Consider the following 20,335-nt stretch of genomic DNA (forward strand, 5'->3'; position numbering starts at 1 on the left):
TGTATTACGGTGTATGAGGCAATTTATTTAAAATAGAGTTATTTATGTTCCTTGGCTTATATTTGAGATTTAAACGTGGATAATGAAAAATAAATGAATGAATAATTTCATTCTTCGATGTCTTTCTCCAAGCTAGATCATCTATTCTTCTACTTTTTATTGAATTCAACAGCTTTAAATAAGCTTTTTCTTCATTATGTAATTCGAAATGATCTGCACAATTGGCAACTTTATTTATCCAACGTAAATATACCGGACTAAACTCTAATCCCGTTTTCTTAGCTTTATCAATCATCCACAATAATGCAATAAAACTTAGACCTTTGGTTTTATATCCTCCTCCGATATCGCTATGAACCCCTGGAAACCAAACCTGCTCAAGAGTTTGTTTCTTCTCTCCATTTTTTATATTTTTTTTGCTTGTTTCCCAAAGGGTTGGTTTGAAGTTCGTACGTCGCTCATCAACAGCTAAAGCGTGATAAGCATTTTCAATGTAACTGCTTAATTGTACATCGTGAAATCTATATTTTTTATTTTTTGAAAATAATGCGAATTGAGTGGGAATTCCTAAAGCGCCTACTGTATCCCAAACCCCAATAAACTTTATGGGAATATTAAACTCCTTAGTAAGTTTATCAAAACAAATGCTATTCCTTCTCTTAAAAAGAGCCATAAATCCAGAATCTGGATGAAAAAGAATTTCCTTTTTATTTTCGGCTTTAAGTTTTTGAGAATACTTTAGAATTAAGGCTTTCAGTTCCTCGCTCTTAATTTTATTGATATTAAATTGGTTATTTGACCTTGCCCGATACAACAAATAAGCATCTGAAAAAAGATTGAATTTTTGTGGTTTTAATATGCCACAGTTTCTTACCATGCCTGCCAGACTTCTAACTGTATACGCCCCACGACTAAAACCAAATAAATAAAGCTCATCACCCGGAGAATAGTTACCAATCAAAAATTTATAGGCATCCATAATATTCTCATCAATTCCTTTACCTGTTATGCCGCCTATCCAACGATCAAACCATCCTGATGTTCCTACACCTTTAACATAATAGGCAAGTTGTGGAATTCTTGTTTCTTTCCCATCGACACATATTGTCGCCTCTGGTAAGATACCCTCAAATATTCTTTGAACGTTAGTTGGGTAATCGCCTGGTTTATTCCAGGTACCATCACAGCAAATGATAATGCGTTTCATAGCGAATTGTGTTTTAACTACTTAAATATCAATATTTTAAATAATAAAAAACAACGTATGAATACGTAAAATCACGAATTAAGCAAACAAAAGGTTGTTTATTTCTATTTTAGAAAGCTTTCGAGCGCTAAGCGATACCCGTCCATGCCCAAACCAACAATAATGCCTTTGCAGTTTTTCGACAGGTAAGAATGATGACGGAAGCTTTCGCGGGCATGTACATTTGAAATATGCACTTCAATTACAGGAGTTTTAATCCCTGCAATTGCATCGGCAATAGCAATAGAAGTATGTGTATAAGCACCCGCATTTAAGATGACCCCATCATAATAAAAACCGATCTCATGAAGCTTATTGATCAATTCTCCTTCAATATTACTCTGATAGTATTCTAAATCGATGATTGAGTATTTTGATTTCAATTCTTCAAAATACTGTTCAAAGGTTTGGCTACCATAAATTTCGGGTTCCCTTTTTCCGAGCAAGTTTAAGTTTGGGCCGTTGATAATGAGAATTTTCATGAATAGTGTTAAGAATGATTGTTGAATTAAGGGCAATAATAGTTTTTGACGTTCAATATTACAAAACTACAATTATATATTTGCTCAGGATAGTTTCTGAAACCTGTTAAATGCTCTGGAATTCGCACATAAAATCATATAGATCGTACCTGATGCTGGAAAAATCGCTTTCTCCTAATTCAGTTGAAGCATATGTGAATGATGTAAGTAAACTGGTGCAGTTTATTGTGTTTAAGAATTTGTCGCTTGGCGCTGCCGATATAAAAATACAGCACCTGAAAGATTTTATTGCCTGGATAAACGAATTGGGTATGGAAGCTTCCACACAGGCAAGGGTTTTATCGGGTTTGCGATCGTTTTTCCAGTTTCTGATCTTAGAGGATGTTATCAAAGATGATCCTACTTCCCTAATCGAAAACCCAAAAATTGCCAGAAAATTACCGGATACCTTAAGTGTTCACGAGATCAATAAACTTATCGGCGCCATTGATCTTTCTACTTCTGAAGGTGTAAGAAATAAAGCAATGCTCGAAATGATGTATGGCAGCGGACTTCGTGTTTCTGAATTGATCAATCTGCAGTTATCATCCTTATACCTTAATACCGAATTTTTAAAGGTGATAGGGAAAGGCAATAAGGAACGGTTGGTACCCATGAGCTCTTCTTCAATTAAACATTTAACCATTTATCGGGAAACCATTAGAATTCAACAAACGATAAAACCAGGTAATGAAGATATCATCTTTTTAAACCGAAGGGGAAGTAAACTGAGCCGTGTTATGGTTTTTATAATTATAAAAGAACTGGCTGAAAAAGCCGGAATTCATAAATCAATTAGTCCACACACCTTGCGCCATTCATTTGCAACCCATTTGGTTGAAGGCGGTGCCGATCTTAGAGCCGTACAAGAAATGCTAGGCCATGAATCGATAACCACCACCGAGATTTACACTCATTTAGACAGGGAGTTTCTGCGACAAACGATCATTGACTTTCATCCCAGAGCGTAGTTCAGTACTCAAAATTCCTTTTCATACTTCTTACCTCTTAAATCCTACTTCCAAAATCTAAAATCTTACTTCTTAACTCCCATTAGTTCCCTCTCTATCCAATACTCCAAAATTGATTTAATGGGCGGAAAATAACCACCGACAATAAACTCTGTTTTCCCTTCAGGAGTAATAATTAAATTGGTAGGAAAAGTACCGATTTCCAGATCTTCCAATTGCTGTTCCATACCGGCAACCTGTTGATAGTTGAATGTTTTCTTGGTTAAAAACTGTTGAACCGTTTCTTTTTTATCTGTTGAAAAAGCCAGAAAAACCACATTTTCATTCGATCTATACTTTTCAAACAGTTCGTTTAAATCAGGCATTTCTTTTAAGCACGGAGCGCAGGTTGTAAACCAGAAATTAACAACCACCACCTTACCTTTCAACTGTTCAAAACTCAACGATTTACCCTCAATTGTGGTGAATTTTATGTTAGGAACGGGCTCCCCTTTTTTAAAAAAGCGATTTGGTGATATAAGCGAGTTCAAAGAGGCTTCTTTCTCAGCAGATGTCGTTTTTAACAGGCGTATTTCCGAAAACTCTCCACTATCGTTTTTCACATTCACCATTTTATAATCACCGGTTAACAACAAATAGCTCATCTCTTCATACGAAATAGCTTTGTTATCTTCACTTAAAATCATAATCCCAGCTTTTTTAGGCTGTTGACCACAACTTAATAAGGGAAGTAACCAAAGAAACACCAATAGCTTTTTCATCACTCAAAACAGTTAAACGTTTTTGCTGGTTATTATGCTTAACCTGCAACGTTCGTTATCCAACAATCCTATTTGTTCATCCAGGTTTTCCGAACCTTTTACGTTATCAAATTCATCAGCATAACGCTTTTTGATCTCTTTACGCTTGATAGCCTCAATAAACCTGCGCAGCTGGTTACGATCTTCTAAAATCAATCCTGGCACCTGTTTAGGTTTTGCCGTTTGCTCATCTTTAGCCACCATGGTAAAATACGAGGTATTGGTATGTCTAATTTGACGGGTTTTGACATTCTCACTTTCCACCCGAATCCCCACTACCAAAGAAGTATTACCAACATGGTTTACTGAAGCATGCATTGAAACCAAATCGCCCACTTCTACTGGCGCCAAAAAATTAACCTCATCAACCGATACCGTAACACAATAAGTACCGGCATGGCGGGAAGCGCATGCATAGGCCACCTTGTCCATTAATGAAAGTAAAATGCCTCCATGTATCTTACCTCCAAAATTGGCATATGAAGGTATCATCAATTCGGTAATGGTAGTTTGCGAATACTTTACCGGAAAATAGGTCTCATGGTTTTCAGTGGTTGTGCTCATTATTTATAGTTATGTGTTTTGTTTGTTAAGTATTATAATCTCCTTCTTCACTAAACACCAAGAGCTAATGACTAATAGCCAACTGCTATCTTTTTAAAACGCCTTTTGCCATCCGATCTTTATCGTACAGATCTTTCTTAACCTCAACATGAGTAAATCCAGCCTCCTCCATAGCCTTGCGTGTTTCATCACCATAAGCTTCATTAATTTCGAAATACAAGATCCCGTCGTTTTTTAATGTTTTGGAAGCAAATTCGGCAATTGCCCGGTAAAATACTAAAGGGTTATCATCATCTACAAATAGCGCTAAGTGAGGCTCATAATCCAGCACATTCTTATGCATTTTTTCCTTTTCAAGATGACGAACATATGGCGGATTACTTACAATGATATCATACTTCGGATCAGGGTCATTCGCAGCCTTCAAAATATCCTGATGATAGAAGTGGATCTCTGTTTTATTCAGAACCGCATTTTGAGCGGCAGTTTCGAGTGCATGATGCGAAATGTCTAAACCTGATACATGTGCATTAGGCAAATTCTTTTTTAAAGCTATAGGAATACAACCGCTGCCTGTGCAGATATCAAGAATCTGTATGTCATGTTTGGGATTTCTTTTCTGATCGGCCAATATCCAATGCACCAATTCTTCTGTTTCAGGGCGAGGAATTAACACATGCTCATTTACCTTAATGGTACAGCTATAAAATTCTGTTTCACCCAAAACATACTGAATCGGACGACCTGTTAACAGCTCCTCCTGCACCATTTCTATAGAAGTAATTTGCTTAATGGATAATTCCCGCAAACCATTCATTGAAAGCTGGGTTTTACTAAAATTAAGGATGTGCATTAACACTAGTTGCGCAATACTACGAGCTTCTAAAGGGTCATAAAGAATTGAAAGCTTGCTAGTAAGATGATTTTCCAGCTCTTTTACATGTGGCATAAACACAAAGTTAACATTCCATAAATGATATTTAAGTTGTAAAACCTACTCGTGTTCCTATTTTTGTAATCCGCATGAATGAACATCAACTTTATATAAAGCGCTGTATTGAGCTGGCTTTAAATGGCTTAGGCAATGTAAGCCCCAACCCGATGGTGGGAGCCGTAATAGTTTTCGACGGAAAAATTATTGGTGAAGGATATCATAAAAAATATGGAGAAGCACATGCCGAAGTTAATGCTGTTAATTCGGTTTTAAACAACTATTCCAATGCCGAAGAACTGTTAAAGCAATCGACCATTTATGTAAGCCTTGAGCCCTGTTCGCATCATGGCAAAACTCCCCCTTGCGCCGATCTGATAATAAAACATAAAATCCCTAAGGTGGTCGTTGGCTGTGTTGATCCTTTTGAACGCGTGAGTGGTAAAGGTATTGAACGTTTAAAGGCTGCCGGAATTGAAGTTATAAGTGGCGTTTTGGAAAAGGAATGTCTTGATCTCAACAAACGCTTCATTACCCAACATACCCAAAAAAGACCCTACATCATTTTAAAGTGGGCACAAACAGCCGATGGCAACTTTGCTCCGGCAAACGGTTCTCAGCATTGGATAACTGGACCAAGGGCAAAACAATTGGTGCACAAGTGGCGAACAGAAGAAGATGCAATTTTAATTGGTTCAAGAACAGCTTTAATTGATAACCCTCAATTAACTGCAAGAGAATGGGATGGTAAAAACCCGGTACGGGTTGTAGTTGACCAAAAACTTAAACTACCAAGCACTTTAAACATTTTTGACCAATCGGCTAAAACCATTGTGTATAATGAGTTGAAAACGGATGTTAATGACAATATTTACTACAACTCGTTGGAATTCAACGGGTATCTACCCCAATTCATGATGTACCAGTTGTACTTACAAGACATTCAATCAGTTATAATTGAAGGTGGTGCCAACTTGCTTAATCAATTCATCAGTTTTGGCTTATGGGACGAAGCCCGAATCTTCACTTCAAAAAACTCAGCTTCCAACGAAACTGACTGGATCAAAGCTCCTGTTATAAATGGTAAAATTATTTCGATGGAGAAGCTTGATAATGATGAATTAACAATTATTGAGAATCAAAAGTCATAAGTCCGAAACAAGTTTTCTGATCGTAATCATTGAGCTAATTTTTATTGTGTAACTCGGTGCCAATCTGTGGTTAAAACGGTTACAATTTAACAACACAACAATTTACCATTATACCAATCAATCGCTTTCATGCTATTTGAAGATACATATCAAACTATAAACCACCCAGCCGAAGGAATATTCAGGGACAAGGGAAGCAAATTCATTGCTTATGCTTTTCCTGTAAAAACTGAAGACGAGGTCAAGGAACATTTATTGAAACTCAAAAAAGAGCATCCTACCGCCCGTCATCATTGTTATGCATGGCGTTTTGGAATGGACAGGAATGTTTTCAGGGTAAACGACGATGGGGAACCTTCAGGAACTGCCGGAAGACCTATTTTAAATGTTTTGCTTTCTAAAGATGTTACCAATATTGTGGTATTTGTAGTACGTTATTTTGGTGGCACGTTGTTAGGAGTTCCGGGTTTGATCAATGCCTATAAATCAGCCACTCTCGATGCGCTTGAAAACGCTCAAATCATCCAGAAAACTATCAACGATATTTATCGGATTGATTTTGAATATCTTCAAATGAATGATGTGATGAAAGCATTAAAGGACGATGCCGTAGCAATGTTAAACCAACAGTTTGATAATGCATGTTCGATTGAATTTGAACTGAAAAAATCAGAAATAAACAGGATCATCGGAAAACTGGAAGACATCGACAGTGTTAAAATTCAATACTTAAGAACTGTCTGATAAACGAAGGCTTAATTGTAAATTTACTTTCCAATCAATTTTTAAATGATCATTTCAGAAACCGATTTAATTTTAAACCCCGACGGTTCGGTATACCATTTAAATCTTTTACCCGCTGAAATTGCCGAAACTATTATTACCGTGGGTGATCCGGATCGGGTGGCTGAAGTATCAAAACATTTCGACCGGATTGAAGTTAAAAAGCAAAAAAGAGAGTTCATAACACATACCGGTTATGTTGGAAGTAAACGTATTTCGGTAATTTCAACAGGCATCGGTACTGATAATATCGATATTGTTTTCAATGAGTTAGATGCATTAGTTAATGTAAACATTGAAACCAGAACCGAAAAAGATCATAAAACTTCATTGGAGATCATTCGTATCGGCACCTCCGGTAGTTTACAAAGCCACATTGCAATAGACAGTCTATTGTTCAGCTCTTTCGGAATTGGATTTGACACGTTGATGAACTTTTATGAGTTCGAGAATTCGAACAATGAACTGATGATTTTGGATGCACTAAAAGAGCAATTACCAGCATTCAATCCTTATGTATTTGCTGCAGACAGCTCATTAAAAAAGAAGCTCGCCTTTGACATGCTTGAAGGAATGACTGTAACCTGCAGTGGTTTTTACGGACCACAGGGTCGAAGTGTTCGCGTAAAAAATCAGCATCCCAACTTTATTCATCAGCTTAAAAATTTTAATTATAATGGTTTTCTTATTACCAACCTTGAAATGGAAACGGCAGGAATTTTGGGCATGGCACATGTTTTGGGTCATAAAGCATGCTCTATAAATGCAATACTAGCGAGTCGTTTAGAGCAAAAGTTTAGCACCAACCCCAATGCTATTATTGAAAAAGCGATTAAACTGGTACTTGAACGCCTGCAAACTTCAAACTAAAGATTGAATACAGAAGAAAAAAATTGAATCTATTTAACATGAAAGCATTAGTATTAAACGGATTAAAAGAACCCCTAACAATCAGCGAAGTTGATAAGCCTGTTTTAAAGGAAGACGAAGTTTTAGTAAAAATTAAAGCCGCTGCCTTTAACCATCGTGATAAATGGATACAGGAAGGTTTATATGCCGGAATTAAATACCCTATCATTTTAGGGTCTGATGGTGCTGGTATTGTGGCCGAAACAGGCTCCAGCGTTGACAAAAAATGGTTGAATCAGGAGGTTATTATCAATCCATCGTTCAACTGGGGAAATAATGATAAGGCTCAATCAAAAGATTTTAGGATCCTGGGACTTCCCGACAATGGCACACTGGGTGAATATGCATTATGCAAAGCCGAATATTTATATAAAAAACCTGAGCATCTAAGCTTCGAAGAATCGGCAGCTATTCCATTAGCCGGATTAACGGCTTATAGGGCCTTATTTACGCGCGCGGCAACTCAACCAAGGGAGAAAGTACTTATTAATGGAATTGGCGGTGGAGTGGCTTTATTTGCCCTTCAGTATGCGGTTGCCGAAGGTTGTGAGGTATATGTAACCTCGAGCTCTGATGAAAAGATTGAAAAAGCTAAGTTTCTGGGCGCCTATGGCGGTGTGAATTATAAAACCACCAGTTGGGTTGATGACCTAAAAGCCATGGCCGGAGGATTTGATGTTATAGTTGATAGCGCCGCCGGTGAAGGGTTTAAAAACCTCGTAGAATTAGCCAATCCGGGAGGCCGAATTGTATTTTATGGAGCCACAACCGGAACAATAAAGGAACTGGATCCACGCCGTATCTTTTGGAAACAATTGAACATTTTGGGTTCGACAATGGGTACCCAAAAAGATTTTGAGCAAATGCTAAGTTTTATCGACCAGCATAAACTACTTCCTGTAATAGATAAAGTCTTTGCGTTTAACGAAGCTAATGAAGCATTGGACCGAATGCGTAAATCAGAACAGTTTGGAAAAATTGTTATTAAGGTGGATTTGTAAAATAGACCGTGGTTTATAGTCCATGGTCTATAGACTGTGGACTATTAAATAAATTTAAATAATAAGTTTATATAATACTCATAAATATCTAATTTTAAATAATTTACGATAAAAACAATATTTTATTTGGCTGCTGTATTTTAGAATCTGTAACCAAATTTCAGCACCGGACCAAATGTATTTACATCATACATAAACCGATCAGCGCCACTACCCTTATCATAATCGATACTGATGAACCTGTAACCAAAAGTGGTACTGGTGTGCTTACCCATTAGGTAGGTTGCGTAGCCTTGTAATTGCCAAACTAAATTCGAGCCTTCACCTGACCCTCCAATACTAGCACGAAACTGTGTAAACCATTTTGATGAAAGTGGAAATGTAGCCCTCGCGATAAGCAGAGGATCGACCCAGGTTTCAGTATGTTCTTTCGTACCCGATTGATTATTTAGGGGCGGATTTAAATTGAGTGTAATTTCGGCATTAATGCTGTTGTATTGAATCCCAACACCGGCATCAAACCATGGTGCAAACTTCCTTAAAACAGCCACCTCCCCACCCAGCTGTTTAAAGATCACTTCTCCCGAATTAATCCGATCAGTTGCAGTAAGATGTTTGCCGAGTTTCATGAACAATACGTCCGAACTTATGGTCCACTTGTTATTTGTTGCCTCGAGATACAGCATAGCTCCCCACCGTAAATGGCTGAAAATATCACCGGGGTTTTCATCAACAGTAATATCGGGAAATGTGCCAATTGCGGCTGAGCCCTGCATGTTGGGAAAAAGAAGAAAAGGCTCGATTAAAAAGCTCCATTTTTTTGATGAAACAGTAGAGTCTTGTGCCCACCCTTTATTTGCAGTAAATAAAACTGAGCAGCATGCTATCAGCATTAACAGCCTGATAGGTATGCATTTTTTAAAAGTAGCTTCCATTTTTTGGTAATTGTGATCATTAGGTATAGAGTTTTTGTTTTTATAACAGCGTTGTTTTTAAAACTTTTGCGACCATAACTCCTTACGAGCAGTACCATGGTCACCAAGTTGATAGATAGCAATCGCTGAGGGTTTAAAATAGAACAATGAAAAAGGCTCTTGATCAAGTTTATGAAGAAAAGCCGTATCAGCAAGACCAATTGTTAAATGAGGTGAATAGTTACTGTTTGAATGCATTGGCACAAATTCATCAACGTACTTAATTATTTTCTGGCCTATTGCTATTCCATTATCGTTAGGAACAAAAGCCGAAGCATTACCGCCATTTACTGAAAATGGATGAACAGCATTTACAATTTTCTGCTCCAACAGATCCAACTCAAGCGAATTTTCAACTTCTAAAACGGCAACCCCCTCTGTCTCCCATTTACTTGATTTAAAACCTTTAACTTTTAAATTGAGGCTGTTTGTATCCTTTATCATCTTTGAAACAGCCTGAATCACCTTTTCTAAGTCACTGACATAGATATATCGCTGAACAAGGGTAATATGAGGCACATGAGTTTCATCCAATGGAAAGCCTTGTACATATTCCTGTAAAAATCTGGCATTGGTTTGATAAGCAAGTTCAGCCAGCTTTTCATCTGGTTTTAATAAAACATTTATGGCAATAACAGCTGAGTCAGAATTCATTTTATGTTTTGTAGCTATAGCAGATGGTTGCATAAACTGCCAAAATGATATTACAATAAAAACAAACTGATAATACATAGTAAATTACCGCTTTAGCTTAAGGTCATTTTTATTAAAGTATGTTCAGAATTTATAGTTAATAATGTGAATATCTGCTCGGGTAATTTCAAAAAAAGTAAAGGCACCTTTAATTTACTGATATTTTATAAGAAGGCAGTACCTTAAAAACAAATACCTGTGGTTTTATAACAACAGGTATTAATTTATAATCTAAAAAACTTTATTGCGGATGAAAAGCCTTACTATTCAGTAAATCCTGATCCTAATTAACAGTTTAATTTTTAACAACAGACGAATCAAAGTTGATAACATTGTGATAACAGGGATTGCGGGTCTATTTAAATTTAGCGGTTTTACAACAGTTGGTTGATATACACACTTTCGATTTCATTTAACTATTTGCTATTCAACAATCTAAATTATCCAGCTTGAAAATTATTAAAAAAAGTATGGAAATAACGTTCATTATTCATCTGAAATATGCTTTCTTTATTATTTTAGCAATATTTAAGATAATCTATGAATAAACTACTTACCTTTTTTTGTTGTTTGCTATTTTTTGTTAAAACATCTTACTCTCAAAATTCCCGCCCGCAAGTATTTCCGGCAAATTCAAGGGATGTAATTGAAGAGGGCATTAAACTGTATGATGAAGGCAAATTTGACGACGCCTTATCCAAGCTCAAACAGGTTTCAAAAAGCGACACCAATTATGTGTGGTCGTTATTCGAAACAGCATTGACCTTTAATGCCAAAGAGCAGTATGATCAGGTAATTAAGCTTTGTATTGAAGGTATTGATCATCATACCAATAATGATCTGAGTTTTTATTGCCTGTTGGGTAGTGCTTACGATAACAGTAATCAAACAGACAAGTCGTTAGCCACTTTTGATGAAGCCATAACAAAATTCCCGCAATCCTATCGCCCATACTTCGAAAAGGCCGGCACTTATTTCAACAAGAAAAATTACGTTGAAGCGGAAAAGCTATACGAAAAATCTATTTCGTTAAACTTTATGCATTTCGGTAGCCATTATAATTTGGCCCGCATTTATGCTGCAAATGGCTATATCACCCAAGCTGCTTTATGCTATCAAACTGCCATTTTAATGGATTCACAAAGCAAACGCTCGTATAATGCTTTGCTTGAGCTCGAAAAAGTGCTGACTGTTTTCAACATTTCCATGGTTGACTCCATAAAAGAATTGAAGATTGACCGAACGCCTTTTGAAGAAATTGAAATGCTATTACAGTCAAATGCTGCCCTCCAAAAATCATATGAACTTAAATCAGACTTGGATTACAAGTGCTTACGCCAATCGCAGGTTATTCTCGAAAAGCTTGGAGATGTAGAAGGTAAAGGGTTTGTATTTGATTATTATGTTCCACTTTATAAAGAACTTTGGAAAAACAATTTCTTCCAGCAATTCACCTATTATCAAACCGCTTCCATGAACAAAAAAGCATATGCATACGTGAATAAGCCTGAAGGTAAAGTAAAAGACTTTTTTGATTGGGTAGTAAAACGATCTAGGGAACTTCGGGATTTACATTTTAACAAAGATGGAAAGAACTTTTCTACTGAATACTTTAACAACGGTGCTTTAAGTGCTGTTGCCGAGGTGAAAAATGATAAGTTATCAGGGCCTTACCTCTCCTATTATTCCTCAGGTTACCCTGCAGGAAAAGGCAATTTTAACAATGGAGAAAAAGTAGGTGAATGGACCTATTATGATGAAAACGGCAAGCTTTCAAAAACAGAAAACCATACTGATTCTAAGAACTTTACGTTCAAAAGTTTTTATGATAACGGCTTTATTGCTCAGGAAGGTGCTTTTGAAAATGATAATTACACAGGTTTAATCAAAAATTATTCAAAAAGCGGAGCTCTTTCTCGTGAGCTTACTGCCGTTAATAATCAAATTGAAGGTAAAATGACCAACTTCTATGATTTTGGCAATAAGAGAAGCGAAGTAAGTTATACTAACGGACAACGGGAAGGTATTTACACCAATTATCACCTCAATGGAGCTATTTTTAATACCGGTACATATAAAAATGATAAAGAAACAGGGCCTTATAAAGAGTACTACATTTCAGGTAAAATTAAGGTTGAAGGGAATATGGAAAGCGATGAATATGCCGGCGACTGGAAATGGTACAATGAAAATGGTACTCTATCTAAAACAGGTTCCTATAAAAACGGTAAAGAAACCGGTGTATGGATATACTATGATGAGGATGGCAAGAAAAACTATGAAAACAATTTTATTGCCGGCCAATTAGACGGAATATCCAATGAGATCAAAAATGATAAGATCTACAATCAATTCATTTATAAAAACAGTAAGCTGAAATCATATACTTCTTTTCTTAACAACTATACCGTTAACTGTTCAGGAAAAACGAATGTCACCATCTATGATGAAAACGGTAAAAAAAATCGTGAGGGAGTTATGAATGATGGAGAAATGGAAGGCTTATGGCGTTATTATAACATACAAGGAAGTTTAGCAATTGAAATAAACTATTCCAAAGGTCAGAAAGAAGGCAGTTACAAATATTATCATCCTAACGGAAAGGTTAAGCTTGAAGGTACATATGCAAAGGATAGCGACAATGGCCTTTGCTCCTATTACTTTATCACCGGCATTTTGCAGGCAACCGGAATGTACGTAAATGGCAACCGCGAAGGCGAGTGGTTTACCTATCAAGGAAATGGAAAACTAAAAACCAAGGAATATTATAATGAGGGTAAAACCACAGGCATTTCCGAAAATTACCGGAGCGATGGAACCCTGGAGATTTCCACAGAAACGAGCAATGATTATGTAACCAGTTATTCATTGTTTGACAATACCGAAAAAAAATACGAAACGGTTAAACTAAAAACAGGTAATGGCAAGTTCCAACCACACCATTTTAACGGCAAGATTTATTGCGACGCTGAATTTGCGAAAGGCAATAGGGTTGGGAAATCATCTTATTACTACACCAATGGCCAGGTTTCGCGAATTGAAAATTACAATTACCATATAATTCATGGACCTATGTTGGCTTATTCTCCTGATGGAAAACTAATTTTCAGCGGGAATTATAAATTTGGTAAACAGGATAGTCTTTTCACTTATTTCAATCATTTTACCGGTTTAAAAGAATCTACCTTTTTGTATAAGAACAATACTGAAAATGGTTTGTCTACCTGGTACAATCATAATGGCAGCATTTCTTCAACCTGTGATTATAAAGACGGAGAAAGAGATGGATATGCGATCTATTTTGATGAGAATGGTAAAAATGTGAGAATTCGATTCAAGTACTATCAAGGTACAGTAGTTTCTTATAGCTATTTGAATAGTAAAGGAGAATTCGTTCCTGAAATTCCAATTAATAAAGACAAAATAGAGGTTAAGGCCTACTATAGCTCAGGAGTTCTTTCCTATCAGGCTGTTTACGAAAATGGATTACGCCAGGATAAGCTGATCTTTTATAATTGGGACGGAAAAATTGGGGAAGAAGAATTTTATATTGACGGAGAGCGAAACGGTTTAAATAAAGTTTACTATCCAAATGGCGTACTTCAGCAATCAACAGATTACAGATGGGATGAGCGAAATGGCTTATCAAAATATTATAATGAAAAAGGCGAATTGATAGGTGAAGAGGTTTATGAAATGGGCCTTTTAAACGGTGATAGAAAAAAGCTTGCAGAAGACGGCAAAACTATGAAAACAACAAAATTTGCTTACGGAGAGCCTGTATTATGAGAAAACTGATCGTTTTAATTCTGCTACTAGAGGCAGGTTTTGTGAATGGGCAGTCGTTGTATGATTATGAAGCACTGAAAAAAACATACCCTTCAGAGGATGTGGTGGTGCTTAATAAAAAGGAAGAGGTTAAACTGGAAGTGATCAAAGGGAAAATAGAGATTGAATCTACTCATTACTTCGAAGTAATGTTTATGAATGACGGGGCACCTCGTTTTGCAAAAAACGCTGTTGGTTATTCTGAGTATTTTCAAGACATTTTCAACCTTGAAGTTTATAGCCTTCTACCCGACGGCGCCGGTAACTATAAAAAAATTGAGGTTAAGAACATTAAAACAACCGATAACCGAAGTAATTCGGTGTTTTTCGATGACCAGAAACAGAAAGAGTTTGTTTTTGAAGGTGTAAAAAAAGGTGCTATTGGGGTTTATACCTACAAGGAAAAAATAAAGGACCCTCACCTGTTTGGCAGTTTTTTGTTCAAGCAATATATTCCCATTTTAAACGCGGAGTATTCGGTTTCTGTTCCTGCTGAGGTGACACTTACTTATAAAACATTTGGCGATCAGTCGCTGGTAAGTTTTTCGGAGAAAAAAAGCCGAAGCAGAACACAGTATAGCTGGAAAGGAAAAAATTTACCCAAGGTGCCTTATGAAGCAGATGCCCCCAGTTTACAGTATTACGCCCCGCAAGTATTAACGCTTATTAATTCATATCAGGGTAAAGATGGAAAAGTAGAAGTGTTAAAAGATGTTCATCAATTGTACAATTGGTATGTGGGTTTAATAAAAGATGTGAACCAGAAACCGGGCGATGAACTTAAAACCTTGGTCGATTCTTTGGTCAAAGGCAAATCGGAACTGGATAAGATCAAAAGCATTTATTATTGGGTTCAGGACAATATTAAATACATAGCATTTGAAGACGGTTTGGGAGGCTTTGTTCCACGCGAAGCCACCTCGGTAGTGAATAAGCGTTTTGGCGATTGTAAAGATATGGCCGGAACTATTACCACCATGTTAAATGTTGCCGGAATAAAGGCCCACCCTACCTGGATCGGCACCCGTGATATTCCATTTAGATATGAAGAAAACCCTTCGCCACGAACCGACAATCACATGATCTCATCGATTAACTATAAGGGCAAATGGTACTTTCTAGATGGCACAAACACCTGGCTCGACTTTGGGATTTCAGCCGAAGCCATTCAGGGTAAAGAAGCGCTGATTATGATCGATCAGGATAATTATGAAATTGTTCAGGTTCCGGTTGAAGATAAAAAGGTGAATTATGAAAAAGACAGCATCAACCTTAAACTTACTCCTACAGGTGTTAGCGGAAAAGGGAAAATTGAATTTGGAGGCTTAAAGAAAACTGACATTCTCAATCATTATTTCCGCTCAACAGATAAAGAAAGGTTGGATTATTTACAGACCCTTTGTTCAAAAGGAAGTAATAAATGTAAGGTTGCTAATATTAACACTGGTAATTTCAATAAACGAGATATTCCGGCTGTGGTTAATTATGATTTTACCATTGATGACTATGTTAGAACTATAGACAATGAGATCATGATCAACCCTTGTTTAAATAAACGATTGTCAAAAGGTATGATCGATATGGAAAACAAAAAACTGGATTACGAAGAAGACTACCATTTTATATCCCAGCAGGTTTTATCAATTGAAATCCCAAAAGATTATATGATCAGCTATCTGCCAGGTAATGCTTCATTAAAAAAAGAACTGTTTGGCTATAACATTTCGTATGCTGTTTCTGGCGAAAGCGTGAAGGTTGTAATCGATATCAATGTTGATTACCTTTTATTAAAGCCTGAAAAATTTGGAGAATGGAACGAAATGATCTCGACTTTAAATGAATCTTATAACGAATTGATCACCTTTAAGAAAATATAGTACTTATGAAAAAGATCACTTGGATCCTATTTTCGACCCTTTTATTAACGGCTAATTGTTTTGCCCAAAAAATGGCCTACATAAACGAAATCGGTCCGATTTCGAACAAACTAAATACCTTAACACCACAGGAAATGAAAGAACCTGCGGTGGTATTGTCAGAAAAGGTATTGGTTGAATTCGCTTTTGAGGCTAAAGAACTTTACAAATACCAGTTTTGTAAGCGCAGGGTTCACCTGAATGAAAATACGGCAATTGAGCAGTTTAACCGTATTTACCTGCCGATTGAAAACAATAATGAGATTGTAGCATTAAAAGCGGTGGCCATTGGCAAAAATGGACAGCAAAAAGAAGTTGGAAAAGATCACGTAAAACAAATTGAAGAAGAAGGTCGCCAATACAGCATTTTAGCCATTGAAGGACTTGAAGAAGGCGGTGAACTTGAGTATTATTATTGCCTTAAACAAAACCTTCGTTTATTCGGATCCGAAAGAATTCAAAAAAGCACCTTTATCCGTAACTATCAATTAAGCATTATCAGCCCTGACCATTTAATTTGGGAAGGCAAAATTTATAATGCCAGCAAGCCTTTTATCGCCACCATTGATTCTGTGGAGAAAAAGCGAACGATAACCGTTGAACTTAATAATATTGAACAGGCTTACGATGAAAAATATTCGGCCTCTGATGCTAACCTGATCAGGGCTGAATACAAAATTGCTTACAACAAAGCTAAAAGCGACGACCGTATGTTTACCTGGGCTCAGGCTGGAAAACGATTTTATGAGATCTACCACGAAGGTCAGCAAGAATCGGAGTCAGTTATCAGCCGTTTGGCAAACGAATTAGGCTTAAAAGGAAAATCCGAAGAAGATGCTGCCAGAACAATTGAAAATTACATTAAAACCAATATCGTAATTCGTCAAAACTCCGAACCAGCCTCTATTAAAGATGTTTTAACCCGTAAATACGGCACTAAGGAAAATGTTTACCAGTTGTATATCTTTTTGTTCGACTATTTAAATATTCCTAATCAAATGGTTTTATGTTCAAATCGCTTTGAGAAAAAGTTTGATAAGGATTTTGATACCTGGAACTTTTTGGACGATGTGCTATTTTACCTACCGGTTTCTAAAAGGTACATTAGTCCCGACGATATAACTTCCCGCTTTGGAGCCGCTCCTGATGTATTTGCGGGTTCAGATGCTTTGTTTATCAAAACAACCACTTTAGGAGGTCAAAAAACCGGCATAGCACTTACCAAGAAAATTGAAGAATTAACCAATACCAATAATAATGATGACATGTGGTTCAATGTTGATTTTTCGGAGAATATGTCACAAATTAAAGCCACTTACAAACGAATGCTGGACGGCTATGCTGCTACTGAGATTCGACCATTTTACTTCCTTGCAAATGAAGAAGATCGCAAAATGGCACTGAATAACATTATAAAAGCCTACACGGTTAATGATGCTGAGATCAAAAATCCGGTGGTTGAAAACTTTAATTTAAATACAGAAGAAATTAATAAGCCATTTACCATAACTGCTGATATAAACAGCAAAAGTGTGATTGAAAAAGCCGGCAATAAGATCATTTTAAAGGTGGGTGAATTGATCGGTCCTCAGGTCCAAATGTATAATGAAAAACCGCGTCAAAACCCGATAGAAATTCAGTTCCCCCACGCTTATCACCGCATAATTACGGTTAATATCCCTAAAGGTTATACGGTAAAAGGTTTGGATGCATTAAAGTTCAACCTGGTTTATAAAAACGAAGAGCTGTCAACAATGGGTTTTGTATCGGCCTACACACTTGAAAACAATGTATTGAAGATCGATATCAACGAGTATTATAACAATATAACGTATCCTAAATCTGCCTACGCAGATTTTGTAAAGATCATTAATGCATCAGCAGATTTTAACAAAATTTCGATTGTTCTCGAAAAAGGCATTTAAACTTATTGCCCAAACAACTATATTAACGAAGCAGAACTTTATGTTCTGCTTTTGTTTTTATTGCTCAGTTCATATGAAAAAGCTTAACTATCTAATCGTTGTCTTGCTGATTGCTGCTATTTTTTCCGCATGTATAAATACAAACGGGTCGAAGCATGATAATACTCCTAAAGACAGCTTAATGGATGTTATTAAATGGAATAAAAGCATTATTGGTAATTACAGTCCGCAAACCTCGCTTCGTTTTGACAGCACTGAAATTGACGGGTTTATAAAAACATATCCAAACCTGGCGGTTTATGCAGACGACATTCATAAATTTTATAGTAATAGAAAGTTTGCTTATGCATGGTTTGATAAAAAGGGTTTGATTGAACAGGCAGGGAACTTAAATAGCCGCATACAGCACCTTGGCGATGAAGGCTTATCTGCAAAGGTACCTTACAGTGAAAAACTCGATACCCTGATGCAGGCCTTAAACGGGAATAAAAAAGATATTACCACAGAGTTGATGCTTACTGCCAACTACTTTGCGTTTTCTAAAATTGCCTGGCAGGGAAATTTAAATGATAAAGATATCCAATCGATGGACTGGTTCTTACCCCGCAAAAAGTTAGATTACCAAAAATACCTGGAAGAAATAGTAACTGAACCCAAATCTAAATTACTTAGTAAAGATCCTGCCTTCAGACAATATGAGTTATTGAAAGGTAATTTAAAAAGGTATAATGATTTAGCGGTTAATGAAAAATGGGAACCGATAAAACTGGAAAAGAAATCGTTAAAGGTGGATGATTCGACATTATCAGTTAAACAGATAAGACATCGTTTAATGCTGCTTGGGGATCTTAAAACTGATAATGAAAGTGAAAAGTATGATGAAGAACTATTAACAGCTGTAAAACAGTTTCAATTACGACACGGCCTTACAGCTGACGGAACAATTGGCCCCGGATTTATGTCGAACTTAAATATCAGCCCAAAACAACGCTTTCAACAGATACTTGTAAATATTGAGCGTAGCCGCTGGGTACCTGAAAAGATAAGCGGAACACACCTTATTGTCAACATACCATCCTTTTCACTCTATGCCTTTCGTTCCGATACGCTTGATTGGAGCTGCAATGTGGTAGTTGGCAAAGCTCTTAATCAAACGGTTGTTTTTAACGGTGAACTTAAATACATCGTATTCAGCCCGTACTGGAATGTACCTCCAAGCATTGTTCGCAAAGAGATCTTACCATATATGAGATCGAACGCCAATTATTTGGCAAAGCACAATATGGAAATTACCGGCTACCAGGGAAAATTACCGGTGATACGTCAATTACCGGGAACCTCCAATTCATTAGGACTTGTAAAATTCCTCTTCCCTAACTCATTTAACATCTATTTACATGATACGCCCTCGAAATCTTTATTTACGGAAGATCAGCGAGCATTTAGTCATGGCTGCGTAAGAGTTGGGGAACCTAAAAAGCTTGCAGCTTATTTGTTGCGCAATGACAGCACCTGGACCGATGCCAAAATAACTGCGGCAATGAACGCAGGAAAAGAACGAACCATTACATTAAAGCAAACAGTGCCGGTTTATATCGGTTATTTTACCGCATATGTAGATCATAATGGTTTATTAAACTTTAGAAAAGATATTTACAACCGAGATAAACGTTTAGAGGAGATGTTGTATAAATAGTGAGGAATGGGGTTAAAAAGGAATTAGCTCTTCATAAGCACCACCAAAACCAATATAAGTTACTCGTTTGTTGTTACCATTTAAGGTGGCTTCGTAAAAACGTACACCGGCATCAGCAATACCTTGCATAAATTCGGGATAAGTAATTTTTCCTTGCTGGCTTTCCCGAATGGTCTTTACGGTTAGTTCTTTGTTAAAAGCTTCAGCAACACTAACTGGCTTAGTTTTGCCTTCATGCAAAAAGGTTATTCCATCTTCAAAACGATAAAGTATGGCTTTCGTTGATACTTCAACCGTGTAAGAAAGCACGCCTGCTTCAATTAATTTTTTAGCCAGATCTGGATAGTTTGCTGCCGATTTATAGGCAGCTTCAATTTTTTCGTGAGCATACATCTTAATCCAAAAATAACTGTAGAAAATCGTAAT

17 protein-coding genes are annotated in these 20,335 nt (G+C 36.7%); 9 read left to right on the forward strand and 8 right to left on the reverse strand.

Features of this window, described 5'->3' with window-relative positions; all coding sequences use genetic code 11:
- Positions 1-4: 4 nt before the first annotated feature.
- Together C3K47_RS11345 and aroQ are read right to left on the reverse strand one after the other, a co-directional pair.
- Positions 5-1,207: a DUF2235 domain-containing protein gene (locus C3K47_RS11345; RefSeq protein ID WP_103789253.1), complete on the reverse strand. Its 1,203-nt coding sequence runs from the start codon at positions 1,205-1,207 to the stop codon at positions 5-7.
- Positions 1,208-1,311: 104 nt separating this feature from the next.
- Positions 1,312-1,728, reverse strand: coding sequence for a type II 3-dehydroquinate dehydratase (gene aroQ / locus C3K47_RS11350; protein ID WP_103789254.1), 417 nt, complete (start codon positions 1,726-1,728; stop codon positions 1,312-1,314).
- A 110-nt stretch (positions 1,729-1,838) separates the two neighbouring features.
- Between aroQ and xerD the strand changes: the two genes are divergently transcribed.
- Positions 1,839-2,738 carry a site-specific tyrosine recombinase XerD gene (gene xerD / locus C3K47_RS11355; protein WP_103789255.1) on the forward strand — a complete coding sequence of 300 codons (900 nt, stop codon included), beginning with the start codon at positions 1,839-1,841 and terminating at the stop codon, positions 2,736-2,738.
- Between the two features lie 65 nt (positions 2,739-2,803).
- On the opposite strand, the gene C3K47_RS11360 is transcribed toward xerD, so the two are convergent.
- The 3 genes from C3K47_RS11360 to prmC all read right to left on the reverse strand — a co-directional run bounded on the left by C3K47_RS11360 (position 2,804) and on the right by prmC (position 5,051).
- Positions 2,804-3,499 carry a TlpA family protein disulfide reductase gene (locus C3K47_RS11360; RefSeq protein WP_103789256.1) on the reverse strand — a complete coding sequence of 232 codons (696 nt, stop codon included), beginning with the start codon at positions 3,497-3,499 and terminating at the stop codon, positions 2,804-2,806.
- 12 nt (positions 3,500-3,511) lie between these two features.
- Entirely contained in the window at positions 3,512-4,102 is a 591-nt protein-coding gene (locus C3K47_RS11365) for an acyl-CoA thioesterase (protein ID WP_103789257.1), read from the reverse strand.
- Between the two features lie 85 nt (positions 4,103-4,187).
- Positions 4,188-5,051, reverse strand: coding sequence for a peptide chain release factor N(5)-glutamine methyltransferase (prmC, locus tag C3K47_RS11370; protein WP_103789258.1), 864 nt, complete (start codon positions 5,049-5,051; stop codon positions 4,188-4,190).
- 74 nt (positions 5,052-5,125) lie between these two features.
- Here prmC and ribD point away from each other — a divergent pair, with 74 nt between their 5' ends.
- From ribD to C3K47_RS11390, 4 genes are all read left to right on the forward strand, one after another.
- A complete protein-coding gene (ribD, locus tag C3K47_RS11375; protein WP_103789259.1) occupies positions 5,126-6,184 on the forward strand; it encodes a bifunctional diaminohydroxyphosphoribosylaminopyrimidine deaminase/5-amino-6-(5-phosphoribosylamino)uracil reductase RibD in 1,059 nt (352 codons plus the stop codon).
- Between the two features lie 129 nt (positions 6,185-6,313).
- Entirely contained in the window at positions 6,314-6,928 is a 615-nt protein-coding gene (locus C3K47_RS11380) for a YigZ family protein (RefSeq protein ID WP_103789260.1), read from the forward strand.
- A 45-nt stretch (positions 6,929-6,973) separates the two neighbouring features.
- Positions 6,974-7,837, forward strand: a complete 864-nt coding sequence (locus C3K47_RS11385) for a nucleoside phosphorylase (RefSeq protein ID WP_103789261.1) — start codon at positions 6,974-6,976, stop codon at positions 7,835-7,837.
- Positions 7,838-7,875: 38 nt separating this feature from the next.
- Entirely contained in the window at positions 7,876-8,877 is a 1,002-nt protein-coding gene (locus C3K47_RS11390) for a zinc-binding dehydrogenase (RefSeq protein WP_103789262.1), read from the forward strand.
- Positions 8,878-9,017: 140 nt separating this feature from the next.
- Here C3K47_RS11390 and C3K47_RS11395 read toward each other — a convergent pair whose 3' ends face one another.
- Both C3K47_RS11395 and C3K47_RS11400 read right to left on the reverse strand, forming a co-directional pair.
- On the reverse strand, positions 9,018-9,812 hold the full coding sequence (locus tag C3K47_RS11395) for a hypothetical protein (RefSeq protein ID WP_133159371.1): 795 nt from the start codon (positions 9,810-9,812) through the stop codon (positions 9,018-9,020).
- A 57-nt stretch (positions 9,813-9,869) separates the two neighbouring features.
- Positions 9,870-10,505, reverse strand: coding sequence for a 2'-5' RNA ligase family protein (locus C3K47_RS11400; RefSeq protein ID WP_165784684.1), 636 nt, complete (start codon positions 10,503-10,505; stop codon positions 9,870-9,872).
- Between the two features lie 579 nt (positions 10,506-11,084).
- On the opposite strand from C3K47_RS11400, the gene C3K47_RS11405 reads away from it, so the two are divergent.
- From C3K47_RS11405 to C3K47_RS11420, 4 genes are all read left to right on the forward strand, one after another.
- Entirely contained in the window at positions 11,085-14,333 is a 3,249-nt protein-coding gene (locus C3K47_RS11405) for a toxin-antitoxin system YwqK family antitoxin (RefSeq protein ID WP_103789265.1), read from the forward strand.
- Positions 14,330-16,249 carry a DUF3857 domain-containing transglutaminase family protein gene (locus C3K47_RS11410; protein WP_103789266.1) on the forward strand — a complete coding sequence of 640 codons (1,920 nt, stop codon included), beginning with the start codon at positions 14,330-14,332 and terminating at the stop codon, positions 16,247-16,249. The genes C3K47_RS11405 and C3K47_RS11410 overlap by 4 nt, the downstream gene beginning before the upstream one ends.
- Positions 16,250-16,254: 5 nt before the next feature.
- On the forward strand, positions 16,255-18,213 hold the full coding sequence (locus C3K47_RS11415) for a transglutaminase domain-containing protein (RefSeq protein ID WP_103789267.1): 1,959 nt from the start codon (positions 16,255-16,257) through the stop codon (positions 18,211-18,213).
- A gap of 73 nt (positions 18,214-18,286) precedes the next feature.
- Positions 18,287-19,909, forward strand: a complete 1,623-nt coding sequence (locus C3K47_RS11420) for a L,D-transpeptidase family protein (RefSeq protein WP_165784685.1) — start codon at positions 18,287-18,289, stop codon at positions 19,907-19,909.
- A 12-nt stretch (positions 19,910-19,921) separates the two neighbouring features.
- On the opposite strand, the gene C3K47_RS11425 is transcribed toward C3K47_RS11420, so the two are convergent.
- The gene (locus C3K47_RS11425; RefSeq protein WP_103789268.1) at positions 19,922-20,302 is read right to left on the reverse strand and encodes a DUF1398 family protein; all 381 of its coding nucleotides are present in this window, start codon (positions 20,300-20,302) and stop codon (positions 19,922-19,924) included.
- Positions 20,303-20,335: the final 33 nt, after the last annotated feature.

The sequence above is a fragment of the Solitalea longa genome (assembly GCF_002920915.1).
Lineage (GTDB): Bacteria > Bacteroidota > Bacteroidia > Sphingobacteriales > Sphingobacteriaceae > Solitalea > Solitalea longa.